At 43.7% G+C, this 16,707-nt stretch carries 19 protein-coding genes; 15 read left to right on the top strand and 4 right to left on the bottom strand.

Annotated elements, in window-relative coordinates; all coding sequences use genetic code 11:
* The first annotated feature begins 55 nt into the window (after positions 1-55).
* Positions 56-2,833 (top strand): leucine--tRNA ligase, encoded by a 2,778-nt coding sequence (gene leuS / locus LC1Nh_RS00540; protein WP_153549753.1) that lies wholly within the window; start codon positions 56-58, stop codon positions 2,831-2,833.
* A 20-nt stretch (positions 2,834-2,853) separates the two neighbouring features.
* Here the strand turns inward: leuS and LC1Nh_RS00535 are convergent, their stop codons facing one another.
* Positions 2,854-3,123, bottom strand: a complete 270-nt coding sequence (locus LC1Nh_RS00535; protein ID WP_153549752.1) for a hypothetical protein — start codon at positions 3,121-3,123, stop codon at positions 2,854-2,856.
* 97 nt (positions 3,124-3,220) lie between these two features.
* Between LC1Nh_RS00535 and LC1Nh_RS00530 the strand changes: the two genes are divergently transcribed.
* The 8 genes from LC1Nh_RS00530 (at position 3,221) to LC1Nh_RS00495 (ending at position 9,227) form a co-directional block, all read left to right on the top strand.
* Positions 3,221-3,868 (top strand): FKBP-type peptidyl-prolyl cis-trans isomerase, encoded by a 648-nt coding sequence (locus LC1Nh_RS00530; protein WP_153549751.1) that lies wholly within the window; start codon positions 3,221-3,223, stop codon positions 3,866-3,868.
* Between the two features lie 141 nt (positions 3,869-4,009).
* Positions 4,010-5,119 (top strand): cell division protein FtsZ, encoded by a 1,110-nt coding sequence (gene ftsZ / locus LC1Nh_RS00525; protein WP_153549750.1) that lies wholly within the window; start codon positions 4,010-4,012, stop codon positions 5,117-5,119.
* 115 nt (positions 5,120-5,234) lie between these two features.
* On the top strand, positions 5,235-6,224 hold the full coding sequence (locus tag LC1Nh_RS00520) for a PH domain-containing protein (RefSeq protein ID WP_217907052.1): 990 nt from the start codon (positions 5,235-5,237) through the stop codon (positions 6,222-6,224).
* A gap of 147 nt (positions 6,225-6,371) precedes the next feature.
* On the top strand, positions 6,372-6,578 hold the full coding sequence (locus LC1Nh_RS00515) for a protein translocase SEC61 complex subunit gamma (protein ID WP_256727642.1): 207 nt from the start codon (positions 6,372-6,374) through the stop codon (positions 6,576-6,578).
* A gap of 15 nt (positions 6,579-6,593) precedes the next feature.
* The gene (locus LC1Nh_RS00510; RefSeq protein WP_153549747.1) at positions 6,594-7,031 is read left to right on the top strand and encodes a transcription elongation factor Spt5; all 438 of its coding nucleotides are present in this window, start codon (positions 6,594-6,596) and stop codon (positions 7,029-7,031) included.
* 39 nt (positions 7,032-7,070) lie between these two features.
* Entirely contained in the window at positions 7,071-7,568 is a 498-nt protein-coding gene (locus tag LC1Nh_RS00505) for a 50S ribosomal protein L11 (protein WP_153549746.1), read from the top strand.
* Positions 7,569-7,624: 56 nt separating this feature from the next.
* Positions 7,625-8,251 (top strand): 50S ribosomal protein L1, encoded by a 627-nt coding sequence (locus tag LC1Nh_RS00500; protein WP_153549745.1) that lies wholly within the window; start codon positions 7,625-7,627, stop codon positions 8,249-8,251.
* 1 nt (position 8,252) lies between these two features.
* Positions 8,253-9,227, top strand: coding sequence for a 50S ribosomal protein L10 (locus LC1Nh_RS00495; RefSeq protein ID WP_153549744.1), 975 nt, complete (start codon positions 8,253-8,255; stop codon positions 9,225-9,227).
* 15 nt (positions 9,228-9,242) lie between these two features.
* Here the strand turns inward: LC1Nh_RS00495 and LC1Nh_RS00490 are convergent, their stop codons facing one another.
* Both LC1Nh_RS00490 and LC1Nh_RS00485 read right to left on the bottom strand, forming a co-directional pair.
* Positions 9,243-10,154 (bottom strand): DHHA2 domain-containing protein, encoded by a 912-nt coding sequence (locus LC1Nh_RS00490; protein WP_153549743.1) that lies wholly within the window; start codon positions 10,152-10,154, stop codon positions 9,243-9,245.
* Positions 10,155-10,182: 28 nt separating this feature from the next.
* Positions 10,183-10,902 carry a hypothetical protein gene (locus tag LC1Nh_RS00485; protein ID WP_153549742.1) on the bottom strand — a complete coding sequence of 240 codons (720 nt, stop codon included), beginning with the start codon at positions 10,900-10,902 and terminating at the stop codon, positions 10,183-10,185.
* A 69-nt stretch (positions 10,903-10,971) separates the two neighbouring features.
* On the opposite strand from LC1Nh_RS00485, the gene rpl12p reads away from it, so the two are divergent.
* The 3 genes from rpl12p (at position 10,972) to alaS (ending at position 14,992) form a co-directional block, all read left to right on the top strand.
* Entirely contained in the window at positions 10,972-11,280 is a 309-nt protein-coding gene (rpl12p, locus tag LC1Nh_RS00480) for a 50S ribosomal protein P1 (RefSeq protein WP_153549741.1), read from the top strand.
* A 64-nt stretch (positions 11,281-11,344) separates the two neighbouring features.
* Positions 11,345-12,121: a glycerophosphoryl diester phosphodiesterase membrane domain-containing protein gene (locus LC1Nh_RS00475; protein WP_153549740.1), complete on the top strand. Its 777-nt coding sequence runs from the start codon at positions 11,345-11,347 to the stop codon at positions 12,119-12,121.
* Positions 12,122-12,193: 72 nt separating this feature from the next.
* Entirely contained in the window at positions 12,194-14,992 is a 2,799-nt protein-coding gene (gene alaS / locus LC1Nh_RS00470) for an alanine--tRNA ligase (RefSeq protein ID WP_153549739.1), read from the top strand.
* 28 nt (positions 14,993-15,020) lie between these two features.
* Here alaS and LC1Nh_RS00465 read toward each other — a convergent pair whose 3' ends face one another.
* The gene (locus LC1Nh_RS00465) at positions 15,021-15,539 is read right to left on the bottom strand and encodes a hypothetical protein (RefSeq protein ID WP_153549738.1); all 519 of its coding nucleotides are present in this window, start codon (positions 15,537-15,539) and stop codon (positions 15,021-15,023) included.
* Positions 15,540-15,610: 71 nt separating this feature from the next.
* Here LC1Nh_RS00465 and LC1Nh_RS00460 point away from each other — a divergent pair, with 71 nt between their 5' ends.
* From LC1Nh_RS00460 to LC1Nh_RS00450, 3 genes are read left to right on the top strand one after another with little or no spacing between them, the layout of a single operon-like run.
* On the top strand, positions 15,611-16,006 hold the full coding sequence (locus LC1Nh_RS00460; RefSeq protein ID WP_153549737.1) for a hypothetical protein: 396 nt from the start codon (positions 15,611-15,613) through the stop codon (positions 16,004-16,006).
* A 55-nt stretch (positions 16,007-16,061) separates the two neighbouring features.
* Positions 16,062-16,241, top strand: coding sequence for a hypothetical protein (locus LC1Nh_RS00455; RefSeq protein WP_153549736.1), 180 nt, complete (start codon positions 16,062-16,064; stop codon positions 16,239-16,241).
* Positions 16,242-16,278: 37 nt separating this feature from the next.
* Positions 16,279-16,701, top strand: coding sequence for an Hsp20/alpha crystallin family protein (locus LC1Nh_RS00450; protein ID WP_153549735.1), 423 nt, complete (start codon positions 16,279-16,281; stop codon positions 16,699-16,701).
* Positions 16,702-16,707 lie beyond the last annotated feature (6 nt).

Raw genomic sequence — 16,707 nt, 5'->3', positions numbered from 1 at the left:
GGGTCACTTCCCCGAGACTGACAAATTCAAATAAGTTGTAGATAAAAAGCCGAACATGGCCCAAGAATTCGCAGAAAGACTCAAACAGATAGAGCAAAAATGGCAGAAAAAATGGGAAGAAGCCAACCTTCACAAAGCCGAGAAAGACGAAGATAAAGAAAAGAAATACATCCTGGACATGTTCCCATATCCTTCTGGACGAATGCACATGGGCCACGGAAGAGCTTTCTCCCTCTCAGATGTCTACGCCCGTTTCAAGTCGATGCAAGGCTATAATGTGATGCATCCTATGGGCTGGGACGCATTCGGAATGCCAGCAGAAAACGCAGCTATCGACCGAGACATTAATCCCGGAGAGTGGACTTTGGACTGCATCAGCGACATGAAAGAAGAGTTCAAACGACTTGGATTCTCCCTAGACTGGGATAGAGAAGTTACAACCTGCGAACCAGAATACTACAAATGGGACCAATGGATTTTCCAGAAAATGCTTGAAGAAGGCATAGCATACCGTGATGAAGCAGAAGTCAACTGGTGTCCAAGCTGTGAAACAGTTTTAGCGGACGAGCAAGTTGAAGATGGTCTTTGCTGGAGATGCGATTCAGAGGTAAACGAGAATAAGGAGATGGAACAGTGGAAGCTCGCTATAACCGATTATGCTGATGAGCTTGTCGCCGATCTTGAACAGCTCGACGGCTGGCCTAACAAGGTAAGAGAGATGCAGGAGAACTGGATCGGAAGAAGTACAGGAGCAAGAATAAACTTCCCGCTAAAACAAGGCAGAGAACTTGAAGTATTTACTACAAGACCAGACACGATATTCGGAGCCACATTCATGGCCTTGGCACCAGAACATGAACTAGCCGAAGAAATAGCAGAAGAAAACGAAGAAGTAGCAGATTACATTGAGGTAGCAAAGCAGAAGGACGACGAGGAAAGGGAGGAGAAATCCAAGGCAGGAGTATTCACTGGCAGATACGCGGAAAATCCGTTCAACGACGAAGAAATACCAATCTATGTAGCGGAATTCGTACTTGAAGGTGCCGGAACCGGTGCTATTATGGCAGTTCCTGCACATGACCAGAGAGACTTTGAATTTGCCCAAGAGCATGAAATAGATGTTCAAACTGTTGTAGAACCTGCTGAAGACCACAGTTTTGGGGAAGACGGCGCCTGGGAAGGAGACGGAGACCATATCAATTCGGACTTCCTCAACGACTTGGATAAAGAAGAAGCTATCAAAACTGTAATAGAAAGATTAGAAGAGAAAGAAATTGGTGAAGAAGATGTTAATTACAAGCTGCGTGACTGGCTGATCTCCAGGCAGCGTTACTGGGGAACACCGATACCCGTAGTCTACTGTGACGAATGCGGAGCAGTACCAGTTCCTGAAGAAGACTTACCTGTCGAACTACCAGAAGATGTGGAATTCACAGGTAGAGGTAACCCTATCGAAACTTCTGACAGCTTCATGGAAACAGAATGCCCTGAATGTGGAGGAAAGGCAGAAAGAGAAACCGACACGATGGATACATTCATCAACTCCTCATGGTACTTCCTAAGATACTGCTCACCAGATTTCGAAGATGCTCCTTTCGAAGAGGATGCAGCAGACTACTGGATGAATGTAGACCAATATGTAGGCGGGATAGAACACGCCACAATGCATCTTATCTATGCAAGATTCTTCCAGAAGTTCCTCAGAGACCAGGGAATGGTTGAAGACGATGAGCCATTCGAAAAACTGTTGACACAGGGCATGGTCAACCACCCTGCCTACAAATGCCCTGAACACGGCTGGATGTATCCTGAAGAAATCGAAGACGAAAATATCTGTAGCAAATGCGGCAGAGAGGTTGAAGTCGAGACCATCAAGATGTCCAAATCTAAGAACAATGTCGTACGGCCTTCAGAACTTGTAGATGAGTATGGAGCAGACACAGCCCGATTATTCATCTTGAGTGCTTCACATCCAAGCAAAGAGCTAGACTGGTCGAAGGACGGAGTTCAGGCATCACACGACATGCTAGAAAGAATTGAGAGGCTCGTCACTGAGAACGAGGATTTACTAACAGAGCAAGAAGCAAGTCTTGAGGACGCAAAACTTGAGGACAGTATAGTATCCAGCAGAATTCAGAGAGCCAAAGAAAATGTAACAGAATACAACGACAACTACGAGTTCAACTTGGCTGCAGGAGAAGTTGACAAACTCCTGACAAAGCTTTACTGGTACAAGCAGAGAGATGCTGACCCTGCAATATTCACTGAAGGAGTTAAGACCCTGATTAAACTTGTAGCGCCTTTCGCTCCTCATCTCGGAGACGAACTATGGAACAAGATTGATGAAGGCTTCCTTTACAACTCTGACTGGCCTAAAGTCGATGAAGAGCTTCTTGACGAGGAGGCAGAGAAGATAGACGAATACTTTGACAGAGTAGCCAGCGACATCAGAGAGATCCAGGAAATGGTTGATTCAGAACCAGCGAAAATCAAAGTAATCCGAGCAGCAGACTGGAAGTACGAAGCATTCCAGGAAATTGAAGAAAACCTGGACCTCGGCGATGTAGGCGCAATAACAGGAAAGACCATCAACGCAGGATTTAAACAGCACGCTGACACAGTCAATCAGAAAGTACAGGATGCCTTCGAAAATCCTGGCAAATTCAGAAATCAGTTGATGGAACAAAGAACAGAGATTGAAGCATTAGAAGCCAACGAAAGCCGCTGGAAAGAAGAATTCGATGCCGAAGTTATCATTGAAGCTGAGGAAAGATCTGACGAAGGTAAAGCAGATAGAGCAGAGCCAGGTAAGCCTGCAATTGTAATGGAGTAAAGATTCTCCAAACTTCCTTCTTAATATCTTTTCAGGCTTTCTTTCAAATCTTTGTCGAGGTGTTTGTCGACTTCTACTTCTACATCCATTTCTTTGAGTGCTGTTCTCTGTGCCTGGACGAGATCCTCTAGTTTTTGGATTCTTTTGTTCATTTGTGCCATTGCTACCCATATTTGACCTATTGGCGCGTTTTCTGCGTCCATGTAGGTTTCTTCGTGTTGTTCTGTTTCGAGTAGTAGGTCGTCCATTGATTCCTGTACTTGTTCAGGGAGTTCGTCCATCCAGCTCATACAAGAAGGAATTGTACATGGAAGTCTTAAGTTTTTGTCTCCTGTTCGTGGCATCTTTTAACTATTTTCAGCCTTATTGTTTTCCGTGAATTAACCAATGGAAAACGGAGAACTAGTTCTGATCGACTATGTAGGAAAGGCTGACGGCGAAATATTTGACCTGTCAGACGAAGAAAAAGCAGAAGAACACGGAATCAACAAGCAAGGCAAAGAATTCAAGCCTATCCCAGTCCTAGTCGGAGAAGACTATGTAATCGAAGGACTAGAAGAAGAAATCCAAGACATGGAAGTAGGAGAGGAAAGAGAAGTCGAAATACCAGCTGAAAAAGCATACGGAAAGAGAGAAGCCGACAACATGGACACCTTCCCTGAAAAAGAGTTCGAAAAGCAGGGCGTCCAAGTCAATGTAGGCGAACAGATCCAAATAGGTCGGAGAACCGGAAGAGTAATCTCAAAAGGATCTGGCAGAGTCAGAATCGACTTTAACCATCCGCTCGCAGGAAAAGATCTGGAATACTGGGTAAGAGTTAATGAAAAAGTTGAAGATGACGAAGAGAAGGCTCGAAAAATCTTCGAATACCGACTAGGCCACGGAGAAATAGAATTTGACGGGAACAAAGCAACTATCGTACACAAGCATGAAGATGACGGCCATAGTCACGAGCTCCCAGAAGAAATGAAGGACGGAATTAGAGAAGAAATCACCCAGTTTACCAGCATAGAGGAAGTAGAGTTTGATGAGTAAGAACTTCAAATCTGCTCCTATCTTTTCTCTCTTTTTTTCTCATCTGCAAGCTTTATTTTTCGTGTTTTCGGGCGGCAGAGGCTTGAGCCAATTTTATATAGTTTAGTGACTACTTGTTTTACATAAGAAAGTGGTCCTCTGATGGAAGATTCTATAAATGAAGCAAGGCGGAACGATTCTGGATCAGTGCCTCAAAAGCAGAAAAACCATGATATTGACGACGAGCTTGAGGACTTGATAGAACAGAGAAAAGCTGATATCAAGGTAATCGGCTCAGGTGGAGCAGGAAACAATACTATCTCCAGACTTGTTGAAGTAGGAATTGAAGGCTGCGAGACAGTTGCGATGAACACTGATGCACAGGACCTTCTCTATGCAAATGCCGATGAAAAAGTACTAATTGGGAAAGAACTTACTCAAGGTCTCGGCGCAGGAGCAGACCCAAAAGTCGGAGAGGAATCTGCCAAAGAATCTCAGCAGAAAGTAAAACAGCAGGTCGAAGGAGCTGACATGGTATTCATCACCTGCGGCCTCGGAGGAGGAACAGGAACAGGATCAGCACCAGTAATCGCAGAACAAGCCAAGAAAGAAGGCGCACTAACCGTAGGAATCGTAACACTACCATTCGAAATGGAAGGACAAGCACGACAAGAAAACGCAGAATACGGACTAGAACGACTAGAAGAAACAGTCGACACCTTAATCGTAATTCCAAACGACAAGCTACTCGAAATCGTACCAGATGTATCCCTGAACACAGCATTCAAGATCGCAGACGAAATACTCGTCAACGCAGTCAAAGGCGTAACAGAACTCGTCACCAAGCCAGGACTGGTCAACCTCGACTTCGCGGACATCAGAGCCGTCATGGGAGAAGGAGGAATCGCAATGATCGGAATGGGACAATCCGATACAGACTCCAGAGCAACAGAAGCAGTCCAGAAAGCACTAAGCAACCCACTACTTGATGTAGACATCGAAGGAGGGAAAGGAGCACTTGTCAATGTAACAGGAGGCACCAACCTCTCCCTCAACGAAGCACAGGAAGTCGTCAACACAGTTTCAGGAAAACTGCACGACTCAGCCAAGATCATCTGGGGAGCACAAGTCAGAGAAGACATGGACAACTCACTGCAATCCATGATAATCGTCACAGGGGTCGACAGCCCACAGATCTACGGACCTGAAAAAACTCACCAAGACGAGTATGAGGACGAAATTGAGCAGGAACTAGGCGTAGAGTTTATCTAAAGTGGGCTAAGCCTAAAAATCTTCCCTTTACTTATTTCAATAACTTTCTTCTTACTATAGTTTAATGTCAGACGCTGTGAACATCAAGCCATTTAAAAAATCGGCGACGACTTGCATGATTGTTAAGTCGCTTTTAAGAAGAGACATCTATAACAATATATCTCCTAATACCGGATTCTCAGCCCTAGCAGGATTTGTCATAGGAATAATAGGTTTCCTGATATCTTATGTGATGACTAAACCTTTTTTGGGAGTGAGTTCTGCCGCAGTCATTCTTACTTCTTCAGTTAGCGTCATACTTTTTTTCATTGGGTTTTCGTTAGTCGAAGGACATTTCATAAGTAAAGAATTGAATAAGTGGAGATATATTATTCATGAAGATGAAATAGAGGTTAAAAAGACTCGAAGCAACGAGGACATATCTTTCAATAACATAGACAGACTCCAAGTTAACAGACCCTTCTTACAGAGGTTCTTTAACACCGGAAATCTGAAACTCAGTACCTCCCAAAAAGAAGTTGAACTAGAATATTTAAGCAAACCAGATTTCTTGGAAAACCAACTTCGCGGAATGATTAGAGAAGATATTAAAGAAATCAAAAATAAGCGAAAAACAAATAGATTTAATGATAGGATCTCCTCACTCAGCCTTAAACCAAATGTTGGGGCAGGAATAACAACTAACCTATTTATCACTCTTATCATAGCTCCAATAATATTTATAGGTGTCTTTGGAGTAATACTTCTAGCATCAACCAGGATAGAAAGTATCAATGAAGCAATTACCACAAATTTGCTTTTATTGATAAGTTCGATAGGATCAGCAGCTATCGTATCAAATCTCTTGATTTCAGACTATATTGGACTGAAGTCAACTAATTATACCATCAAAAGAGATTTCATCAAAAGAGAGAGCCGTCACCAAGACGAAGAATTTCTGTGCAAAGACATAGAGAACATTTCCATGACTGAAAGCAGAATAGAAAGCTTATTCGGAGTAGGGACGATAAAAATAAGCCTTAGAGATGGTTCAAGTTTTTCAATAAGGTTTATTGAGGAGCCTGAGAGAAACCTTAGAAAGGTGAGGAACTTACTGAATACCTGATGTAATTAACGGTTTTATAAATTTTTCTACAGATTTAGTTCTTGTTAAAGGCCCGTTTGAACCACTGTCGAGGTGGAAGGGTTCTAGACAGTTTCAGTCGTCTAGGCTTTTCTATATAACTCGGCAGTTGTCAATGGTTGAATGATTATGAATACCGAAGAACTGTCGCCGGCTAAGCTCAAGAACGAGCTCGAAAGCAAGTTGAAAGAGTACAGGCGAGTCCTGAAAATTTCAGAAAAACCGGACCGTGAAGAGTTTGAGATGAGCGCCAAAGTTACCGGAGCAGGCATCATCCTGATAGGGCTTATAGGATTCATATTTTACCTGATCAAAAACTTAGTACTCCCAATGTAGAGGTTTAACAAGAGAATGACAATACTCAGTGCAAGAACAACTCGTGGAAGAGAGAAAACAGCGATAAACGCAATGAGAAACCAGGTTAAGACAAGCAACCTAGACATAAAAGCACTTTTCCACCCTGACGACCTTCAAGGATACATATTCATCGAAGGAAAAGAGCAGGACATCAAAGACCTCGTCAATGACTCAAGAAACGCTAGAGGAGTACTAGACAAGAAAGTAGATGTCGACCAGATCGAAAAATACCTCGACGAAGAACAAGAAGAGATCAAGATTGAAGAGGGAGACACAGTCGAAGTAATCTCAGGACCTTTCAAAGGCGAACAAGCCAAGATCGAAAGAGTCGACGACACCAATCGTGAAGTAACAATCGAACTGATCGATGCAGCAGTCCCAATTCCAACAACAGTCGACATAGACACAGTAAGAAGAAAAGCAAACCAGTAAAACACACATACTATCACACAAAACACGAGATGATTAACAATGGGAGATAAGACCACAATAAGCACTTTAGTGGAAGGAGGATCAGCCTCCGCAGGACCTCCCCTAGGACCGGAACTGGGACCACTCCCAGCGGATGTAGGGGAAGTCGTGTCAGCAATCAACGACAAAACCAAAGACTTTGACGGCATGGAAGTACCAGTCGATGTAGAAGTCGATGAGGAAACCGGAGACTTCGAGATAGAAGTCGGAACACCTCCAGTCGCCCAGCTAATCTTTGACGAACTGGGAATCGACGGAGGATCAGGCGAACCAAACCTAGACAAGGTAGCCGACATGGACTTCAGCACAGCATGCAAGATCGCAAGAATGAAGTCAAGCGACCTTCTAGCAATGGACCTACGAGGAGCAGTCAAGGAAGTCATCGGTTCCGCCAATTCAGCTGGAATCACAGTTGACGGCAAAGATGCCTACGAAGTCGGAAAAGAAATTGACGAAGGAAAATACGATGATCAACTCAAAAACGAGGAGGGAATCTAGATGAGCCGAAAATCACAGATTTTCTCGGTCATGCAGAAATCGCAGGGTGATTTCGAATGAATTTCGAAGAAGCAGTTGAACAAGCAGTAGAAGAAGCAGAAGACAGAAACTTTACAGAATCAGTTGACCTAGTCTTCAACTTTAGAGACCTGGATCTTTCTGATCCTAACAATCGTTTCAACGAAGACATCAAACTTCCTTATCAGGCAGACGAAGAGATCAAGGTTGCAGTAATTGGGGATTCAATTACTCAGAACCTTGACAACGCCGACAAGGTCATTACAGAGAACGAACTGGAAGACGAGTACTTCGACGAGCCTTCCAACGCAAAAGACCTTGCAGAAGAGTTTACATTCCTCCTGGCAGAGGCACCACTGATGCCTAAGATCGGTTCTCAGTTAGGACAGGTACTCGGTCCAAGAAACATGATGCCGGACCCAGTACAGCCTGGAGAAGATCCTTCAGAAGACATTGAAGACCTGAGAAATACGGTAACTCTCAGACTTGCTGAAGATCCTTTGATGCAGGTTAAAATCGGAAACGAAGAACAGGACCTAGGAAATGTCGCCATGAACGCAGATACAATCTACGAATTCGTATCCAACCACCTTCCTAAAGGCGACAACAATCTCAAGAATGTCTTAATCAAGACCACCATGGGTCCAACAGTAGAGGTGAATTAGAATGGTCCAGCCAATTCCAAAACAGATGACCAGAGAACAGAAAGAAGAGAAAGTCGAAGAGTTCAAGACCAAGATCGAAGACTACCCTGTAGTCGGACTCCTAGACATGCACAACCTTCCTTCAAGACAGCTACAGCAGATGAAGAAGGAGATGAAAGAGTTCGCAGACATCAAGATGAGCAGAAAAACCTTGATGCAGATCGCAATCGAGAAAGCTGAGAAAGAAGATATCGAACAGCTTGAAGATAACGATGCAACTCAGCCAGCATTCATCTTCTCGAACAAAGACCCTTTCCAGCTCTATCAGCTGATTCAGGAGAACAAGACTTCCGCAGCTGCACAGGGAGGAGAGACAGCTCCGAACGATATCGTAGTCCCTGAAGGCGACACTGGAATAGGTCCAGGACCGATGCTTGGAAAACTGCAGCAAGCAGGACTCCAAGTACAGGTAGACGACGGAAGCATCCATGTACAAAATGACGGAGTAATCGTCGAAAAAGGAGAAACCATCACAGCCGAAGATGCAGAAATCCTAAACCAGATGGGGATCGAACCACTGGAAATCGGACTGACACTAGATGTAGCATACAATGAAGGAGAACTCTTCAGTGCTGAAGAACTTGACATCGACACAGAACAGTACAGAACAGATGTCGAAGCAGCAGCTTCACAGGCATTCAATCTTGCAGTCAACGCAGGAATCATCAACGAAACAACAGCGCAGGCAATTGTCAGCGAAGCAGTCCAGAAAGCCAAGAACCTGGCAATCAGCGAAGGATTACCAGAAGAAGAAACAATCGAAGAAGCAATCAGCTACGCAGCATCCGGAGCAGAAGCAGTTGATTCAGAAACAGACATTGAAGCAGCAAAAGAAGACCTCCAAGAAGATGAAGCTGAAGAAAATGGTGACTCAGAAGAGGAAGAAGAGACTGTAGAAGATTCAGAAGACGAGTCCGAAGAAAAAGAAGAGGAATAACCCTCTTCTAATTTTTTATTCCAGTTCTTCTTTTACTTTTGGTATTATTTCTTTCCTGAGCAGCATTCTGGAGTCTTTAGCTTTGTTATTTTTAAATTGGAGGTTGAGGGCATTTTCCAAAATTTTCTTGGATTGTTCCAAAGCTGTGAAAATATTCAATTCTTCTCTGATATCTATGCTTGTTAGGAAAACGTGATCAAGATTTTCACGTTGCTTCAATCTCCACATTACACTCAAAATTTCTTCCGAATTTTCTTCAATAAATTTTTCTGCGCCTAAAGCTTCGATTTGGGCAATCCCTACCTTGCGTCCTGCCAAGTTGGTGTTATAGTAGTCGTTCTTAACTTTTTCTGAAACAGGTTTGTCAAAATCAGACTTGACTGAAAAAATCTCTTGCAATACATTCTTATCCGAGAATTTGTTTTCTAGCCAATCAGCAGCATCCTTATCTCTCTTGGTTGTGACGTTGGCTTGAAAATCCACGGTGTTATCTGCTATAGCACAGTATAAAAGTTCAGCTGATTCCTCAGAAATCTCTACTTCGGAGTTCTTGAATTTTTCTGCTATCAAGGTCGCAGCTGCTCCAACCAATTCAATCTGAGACTCTCCATCGAATTCTTCAGAAAGATTGTGCTCACGATGGTCTATTATTTGAGATATTTTGGATTTGTCAATACTCTGGTTCAACCATTCCAAGTTACTAGCGTCAACCAAAGCAATCTGATTAACTTCCTCAATCAGATCTAAACTGGAAGAAATTTTTAGATTGAGCTTTTCAAGTAAGAATTTTGCCTCATCATCAGGTTTCCCGAATAAACCAGGCTCAGCTTCTTTATTGTTCTTCCTCAAAAATTCAGCATAAGCAAACGAGCAAGCAGTTCCATCAAGATCAGGATTAGAGTACGATGTAACTAAAAACTCAGTCATATAAACAAACTAAACAAGAATTTTGAAATCAATTTCCAATCATTCTCCTCACTTTTGTAGATTCTTCAGCCATTAACTCAGCAATCTTATCCGAGTCACTTCTTTGAAGAGCTATCTCAAAACTTTTCTCTCTAGAATAAAGCTTTCCATCAAAATCACTGATATCTATCTCCCTATCACGGACGAGAATAGTTCCGTCTTTTATCTCTCCTTTCTCGTCTATCAATGCAGAAAAATTCGTTTCATAGCTGATACCCCGGAATAACTGGTTCAAAAACTTGGGATACCTTACTTCAAACCTTGAATCACGAGAATAAACACTGTATTCAACTCTTCCAAGCTGTTCAAGTAGTTCAGTAAACCTGTCTGCCAAAACCTTTTCACCGGTTATGTAGACAGGTGTTCCATCAGAGTTTTCGTTGACAGATGCTTCTACTCTTGTAAGAAGTTCACTTGAAACATTTAACGGAAAAAAAGGTTCTTTAATGTAACTGCTGCTTCCCTTACCCTTTAAAACAGTTACTTCATCGGTACTGTTTTCTCCCATTATCCTCTTGACAAATTTAACTGGTAAGGCTAGGTCTTTGTTCTTCCAATTATACATTTTAGACCGGGAAAAATCAAAAGACTCAGACAAAGTCTTTATCCCTCCAAACTCATCTATTCTGTGCCAGAGATCATCTTTACCTTTTTCCGAAAGGTGAACCTTGAACTCTTCAGGCAGGTCTGAGAACTTGATATCAGTCATTTGTAATCATCTATGCAGTACATGTTTTTAAGGGTGAACCCTGAATAATCAGACATTGGTTGATTAACTATGGAACTAATTTACGCAGCATTGACACTTTCAGAAGCAGATAAAGAAATCAACGAAGAAAACCTTCAGGACATTGTCGACGCAGCAGGTCTCGACGTAGAAGATTCAGAAGTCGCAGCACTGGTCGCAGCACTAGAAGACGTAGACATCCAGGAAGCAATGGAGACAGCAGTCGCAGGAGGCGCAGCACCAGCACCTTCAGGAGACGACTCAGCAGAAGAAGCAGATGAAGAGGAAGAAGCTGAGGAAGAGGAAGAAGACGAAGGAGACGACGAAGAAGCAGCTGAAGGACTAGGAAACATGTTCTAAGATTGACCGGCTTAACCGGTTCAACCCTTTTCTTTTTTATTAGATAAAACCGAATCTTTTCGTAATGAAGTTAGATATAGTTGACACAGTTCTGTCAAGCTTCAATAGAATCGCCTCTAAGGCATCACTTGGAGTCATCGGATTTATGATTGCCCTATTAGTCATTCTCGGCGCAGGATTTACCGCCGGGGCAGCACTGATGACTGTAAGCACAATTCTTGGAGGAGCTGTCATGGCACTGACACTCATCGGATACATCGTAGGTGCCGCAGCACTTTCAGTAGGAACATTCAGAGCATTTGACCAGAAAGATATCAGCAAGTCAATGTTCACAGAGAACATCCTATGGCCATTCCTGAGAATGACAGGAGCCAACATCACAATCCAGGCATTTGCCTTCACTGCCGCATACCTATTAATCTACCCGCTACTCCTCATAGGAGTACTGGGAGGCAGCATGGCAGGTCTCGGATCATCAAGTTCGGCAGCTAGCCTAGCAGGAGCAGGCACAGGACTTCTCGCAATCGGAGGAATCCTAGGACTTATCTCACTAGGAATCATCCTGTACCTACTGGCAACACTAATCATCTCAGTTCCAAGAATCACAGTAGACGACAAGAGACTGTTCCAAGCGCTTGACGAAAGCGTACAGTCCACAAAAGGAAACAGAGCTAGAATTATAGCTACAATCCTTCCATTCGTTGTCCTACTAGTGATCGGTGGAGCAAGCATGGCACTACTGGGAGAAATCCTAGGAACAGTAGCATACCTACTCACAGTCGTAGTAGGATCACTCTACATGCCAGCAATCTTGACAGAACTCAACTCAAGACTCGAGTAGATACTTCTCCTATTTTCTTTCCTTTCTTCTTTTCCACAACCTGATAAAAAAATACTCTGATACTTTTAGGGTATGAAGAGCCTCGACCAGCTAAAAGAAGAGATAAAAGAAGAAGCCAGCGAGAACCCGGAAAAATTCTTCGCCACAGAAGTACTCAAGGAAAAAGGATTCAGTCGAGGCCAGTGCAAGAACTGCAGACTGTATTTCTGGAGCTCAGACCCGGAGCGAGAGATCTGCGGAGAACCAGAATGCGGCGACGGATACACCTTCATCAACGACTCACCAACCGAAGTAGAACTAACACACACCGAGAGCTGGGAACTCTTCCAAGAATTCATGGACGACAGAGGATACGCTTCAATCGATAGATATCCTGTCGTAGCACGCTGGAGAGACGATGTAGAGTTCACAGGCGCAAGCATCTACTGCTTCCAGCCATACGTAGTATCAGGCGAAGCAGAACCGCCCGCAGACGAATTAATAATACCACAACCAAGCCTTCGTTTCAACGATGTCGATAATGTAGGAATAACAGGCAGACACTATACTAATTTCACTATGATCGGTCAGACATGCTTCCAGCCTCCTGAAAAATACGACCAGGACCGATACTTCCGAGACATGTTCGAATTCGCAGTCGAAGGACTCGGCATTCCTGAAGAAAAACTTATACTGCACGAAGACAGCTGGGGCGGCGGAGGAAACCTAGGAGCATGCATGGAGTTCTTCGTAGATGGTTTAGAACTATGGAACCAGGTCTACATGTTCTACAAACAGACACCAGAAGGCTACGAGGAACTCGACCTCAAAGTCCTAGACATGGGAATGGGGCACGAACGAATCACCTGGATCAGCAGAGGAACAGAAACCAGCTACGAATCCGTCATGCCAGAAACCCTCTCCAAGATGAAAGAAAGAACAGGACTGGAAATCGATCAAGAAGTCTGGGAAAAGTTCCTGCCACACAGCTCCGAGCTCAACATCGATGAAGTAGATGACATCGACGAGAAATGGAAGGAAGTCGCAGAGAAAATCGATGAAGATGTCGACAATCTTAAAGACGAGATTAAGCCTGCTGCCGCACTTTACAGCATAGCAGAACACAGCAGAGCACTTAACTTTGCGCTGGCTGACGGCAAGATTCCTTCAAACACAGGTGGAGGACATAACCTGAGAATGATTTACAGAAGAGCTAAGGATTTCATTGAGAAATATAACTGGGAGTTAAAGATGACAGAGGTCGCCAGATGGAACGCTGAGGAACTTGAGCCGATGTTCCCAGAGCTTCTGGAGTCGATAGACGAGATTCAGAGAATTTTAGAAGTGGAAGCGAAGAAATACGAGAAAGCACGTGAAAAAGCCGAGAAAAAGCTTTCGGAGCTTGAATCACAGCCTTCAGTTGAGAAAATGATTGAGCTCTACGAGTCTCACGGTGTTTCTCCTGAGATGATGGAGGAAGCCGGTTTTGAAGTACCTGAAGACTTCTACATGCAGATTGGAGAAGAAGATGAAGCAATTCAGGAAGTTGAAGAGGACTTTGATCTTGAAGGAGTTTCTGAGACAGAAAAGCTATACTACGATAGAAGAGAGCCGTATAGAAAAGACGGAAAGACTGAGAACTTCGATTTCAAAGCAGAAATCCTGGAAGTTATAGATGACGAATGGATAGTCCTGGACAGGACGATGTTCTATCCTCAGGGCGGAGGACAGATGCACGATGTCGGAAAAATAAATGGTTTCCAGGTTGAAGATGTGCAGAAGCAGTCGGGCGTGGTACTCCATCGAGCGCCAGATCATGATCTTGAAGAAGGGCAGAGTGTGAAGGGCGTCGTCAACGGTGAGAAGAGGAAGCAGTTGACTCAGCACCACTCCACGACCCACATGGTGAATGCTGCAGCGCGTGAAGAACTCGGCGAACATATCTATCAGGCCGGAGCAAACAAGACATTGGAAAAAGCCAGGCTCGATATAACGCATTACGAGAAACCAGACCGAGAAACTCTGGACGAGATCGAAGCCAGTGTCAGAGAGATAATTGAAGAAGATCATGAGATCAATGTCTTGGAGATGGAAAAAAGCGACGCTGAACAGGAGCATGGCTTCAGGATCTACCAGGGTGGTGCACCTCCCGGAAACACCATCAGACTGATCGATATTGAAGACGTAGATATCGAGGCGTGTGGAGGAACACACCTGACCCAGAGCTCCCATGCAGAGGAGTTCGTGATCACCGGCTGCAAGAGAATTCAGGACGGCGTTATCAGACTAGAGTACAAAGCCGGGGAATCAGCCAGAGAGTTCCAGAGAGAAGTTGAGGGCAGAGTTAAGGAAGTTTCCAAGTTGCTGGATGCAGAAATACCGGATGACACCAGGAATGTTCAGAGAAGTCTTTGTGAGGTCTTCTCCGTAGAACCTGAGCACCTTGTCGACACAGTTGAAAGGTTCATGCGTGAAGTAGATGGATTTGAAGAGAAGATCGAAAAGCTTTCAGATTTCCTAGGCGAAGACACTCAAATTAGCAAGGTGAGAAGAGAGACCACATTGGAAACAGCCGAGAGCCTGTACAGTATCAGAAAAGATAGAGAAAAGAAGGTTGAAAACCTTGAATCTCAGATTGAAGAGTTCTTAGAGGAGGAACTTGAGAAGAATGACTTTGAAGAGGTTGAAGCTGAGGTGCCTACCGAGAACGTTGGACTGCTGATCCAAGTTGCTCAGAAGCTTTCCAGCAAGCATCAGGCATGTATCACTTTGATAGGTGAGAAGGGCGCTGTTTCAGCATCGCAGACAGATGAAAGCGCTGAGGAAAAGTTGGAGAAGTATTCTGATAGTGTTCAAGGCGGTAAAGAGTTTGCGAAGGCTTTTGACATCTGAGAAAGAGAAAAGTGGAGGGAAGTAAAGTTTATGTGTAGCAGGTTGCTCCGAACTGGCTTACATCCCTCATTGAGCTGCAGATACCTGAGATTATGTCTTCCTGAGTTGTTTCTGCTGATCTGATGCTGTAAGGACTTCCTCTGGTCGGCTGGTTTCCTATCAGCAGAGTTGTTGGTGGTTCAGCTCCTGTCCCTGTTGCAAATGTTGATTCGGATGTGTTAACGGAGTTTATGTAGACCGTGTTATTGAATTTTGATGGAATTCCTTGTAGTTCTGTATAGTTTTCTCTCCGGTCTGTGTATAGCACATTCACAAATACTACTTCTTCATTGACTGATAGGTAGGCTTGTTCTTGTACTGAAAGATTGTAATTTCCGTCTATATAGTTTTGAGTTGGAAGTTCTGCCTGTATCTCCTGATTGTCTTGGTTGTTGTTTCCTCCTCCTGTGTTTACTAGGTTTCCGTATGTGAATACTCCTGAGAACCCGATTGCTACCATAAGTCCGATTCCGATCAGCATTGCCTGCTGGAATTTATCTTTTGCCATTTAGTATCTAATCCCTTGAAACTGTTTTTGGACACGGAAGGTTAAAGAATCTTGCACTTTTCAACCAACATATGATAGTAGGATTTAATATTGACTCGATCGATGCATCCAAAGGCGCAGGATCACAGGGAAACATCCAGGTCAACTACGCACCAAAAATCAAAAAAGTCACAGAACAAACTGTAAACGCAATAGACGAACCAGTAGCCAAGATCGACTTCGAGTTCTCAGTAAACTACATGACAGGCGATGACAAAGCAGCCGAAATCCAGATGAGCGGTCACATCCTCTGGAAAGGACAGACAGACGAAATAATAGAATCATGGGAAGAAAACGGAGAACTACCTGAAGAAGTCAATGCACCACTTATGAACGAGATGTACAAGAAACTGCTGTCAGAAGCAGTCGGAGTAGCAGACACACTCAACCTACTGCCGCCGATCCCAACCCCAAAAGTCGACCAGTAAAAACCACTTTTTTCTACACCTCATTTTTTATCTTATCTTTCTCTAAAAGACAGTTGTGAGCGACTACAGAGACATCATGAACGACCTCGAGACACAGGTTGAACAGACTGAAGAAGACTTCGACTCGTTCAAAGATGAAGTTGAGCCAGAGAAACGGGAGAAGGCTGAGCAGCTGATAGATCAGATAGAGGATCAGATAGAGTTTCTTGAGGAACAGATGGAGAAGATGGAATAAACTTTTTTATAGATAACAGTAAAAACTTATACTTGTTATGAGACGACTTGATCGCCAAAACTCCGACGACCTCTTCGAACAGATGCAGAACATGATCGAAGAATTCCAGAACAAAGGAATGAACCTAGCCACAGAATTCACAGGACACATGCCCATCGATGTAAGAGAAGAAGACGGAAACCTCATCATCTCAGCCGATCTTCCCGGAGTACAGAAAGAAGACATCAATATCAAAGCAGACGGCCAAAAAGTAGAAATCAGCGCCGAAGCAAGTCAAGAAATAAAAGAAGAGAACGAAAAATACCTGAGAAAAGAGAGAAGCAGCAGAAGCTTCCGCAGAACAGTCCAATGGCCAAGAGAAGTAGACGAAGAAACCATCAACGCCGAATACGAAGATGGAGTACTGGAAATCAGCGCAGAACTAAGCGAAGACGAAGGAACAGAAATAGAAATCGAATAAAAAATA

This window comes from Candidatus Nanohalobium constans (genome assembly GCF_009617975.1).
GTDB lineage: Archaea > Nanohalarchaeota > Nanosalinia > Nanosalinales > Nanosalinaceae > Nanohalobium > Nanohalobium constans.
This window is presented reverse-complemented; position numbering and strand designations above follow the sequence as displayed.

Bases quoted from the DNA above. Each gene is read 5' to 3' on its own strand.
- LC1Nh_RS00505 (WP_153549746.1), top strand. From the start codon at position 7,071: ATGGGAGATAAGACCACAATAAGCACTTTAGTGGAAGGAGGATCAGCC.
- alaS (WP_153549739.1), top strand. From the start codon at position 12,194: ATGAAGAGCCTCGACCAGCTAAAAGAAGAGATAAAAGAAGAAGCCAGC.
- ftsZ (WP_153549750.1), top strand. From the start codon at position 4,010: ATGGAAGATTCTATAAATGAAGCAAGGCGGAACGATTCTGGATCAGTG.
- LC1Nh_RS00535 (WP_153549752.1), bottom strand. From the start codon at position 3,123: ATGAGCTGGATGGACGAACTCCCTGAACAAGTACAGGAATCAATGGAC.
- rpl12p (WP_153549741.1), top strand. From the start codon at position 10,972: ATGGAACTAATTTACGCAGCATTGACACTTTCAGAAGCAGATAAAGAA.
- LC1Nh_RS00520 (WP_217907052.1), top strand. From the start codon at position 5,235: ATGATTGTTAAGTCGCTTTTAAGAAGAGACATCTATAACAATATATCT.
- LC1Nh_RS00465 (WP_153549738.1), bottom strand. From the start codon at position 15,539: ATGGCAAAAGATAAATTCCAGCAGGCAATGCTGATCGGAATCGGACTT.
- LC1Nh_RS00475 (WP_153549740.1), top strand. From the start codon at position 11,345: ATGAAGTTAGATATAGTTGACACAGTTCTGTCAAGCTTCAATAGAATC.
- LC1Nh_RS00500 (WP_153549745.1), top strand. From the start codon at position 7,625: ATGAATTTCGAAGAAGCAGTTGAACAAGCAGTAGAAGAAGCAGAAGAC.
- LC1Nh_RS00515 (WP_256727642.1), top strand. From the start codon at position 6,372: ATGAATACCGAAGAACTGTCGCCGGCTAAGCTCAAGAACGAGCTCGAA.
- leuS (WP_153549753.1), top strand. From the start codon at position 56: ATGGCCCAAGAATTCGCAGAAAGACTCAAACAGATAGAGCAAAAATGG.
- LC1Nh_RS00510 (WP_153549747.1), top strand. From the start codon at position 6,594: ATGACAATACTCAGTGCAAGAACAACTCGTGGAAGAGAGAAAACAGCG.
- LC1Nh_RS00530 (WP_153549751.1), top strand. From the start codon at position 3,221: ATGGAAAACGGAGAACTAGTTCTGATCGACTATGTAGGAAAGGCTGAC.
- LC1Nh_RS00450 (WP_153549735.1), top strand. From the start codon at position 16,279: ATGAGACGACTTGATCGCCAAAACTCCGACGACCTCTTCGAACAGATG.
- LC1Nh_RS00490 (WP_153549743.1), bottom strand. From the start codon at position 10,154: ATGACTGAGTTTTTAGTTACATCGTACTCTAATCCTGATCTTGATGGA.
- LC1Nh_RS00485 (WP_153549742.1), bottom strand. From the start codon at position 10,902: ATGACTGATATCAAGTTCTCAGACCTGCCTGAAGAGTTCAAGGTTCAC.
- LC1Nh_RS00460 (WP_153549737.1), top strand. From the start codon at position 15,611: ATGATAGTAGGATTTAATATTGACTCGATCGATGCATCCAAAGGCGCA.
- LC1Nh_RS00495 (WP_153549744.1), top strand. From the start codon at position 8,253: ATGGTCCAGCCAATTCCAAAACAGATGACCAGAGAACAGAAAGAAGAG.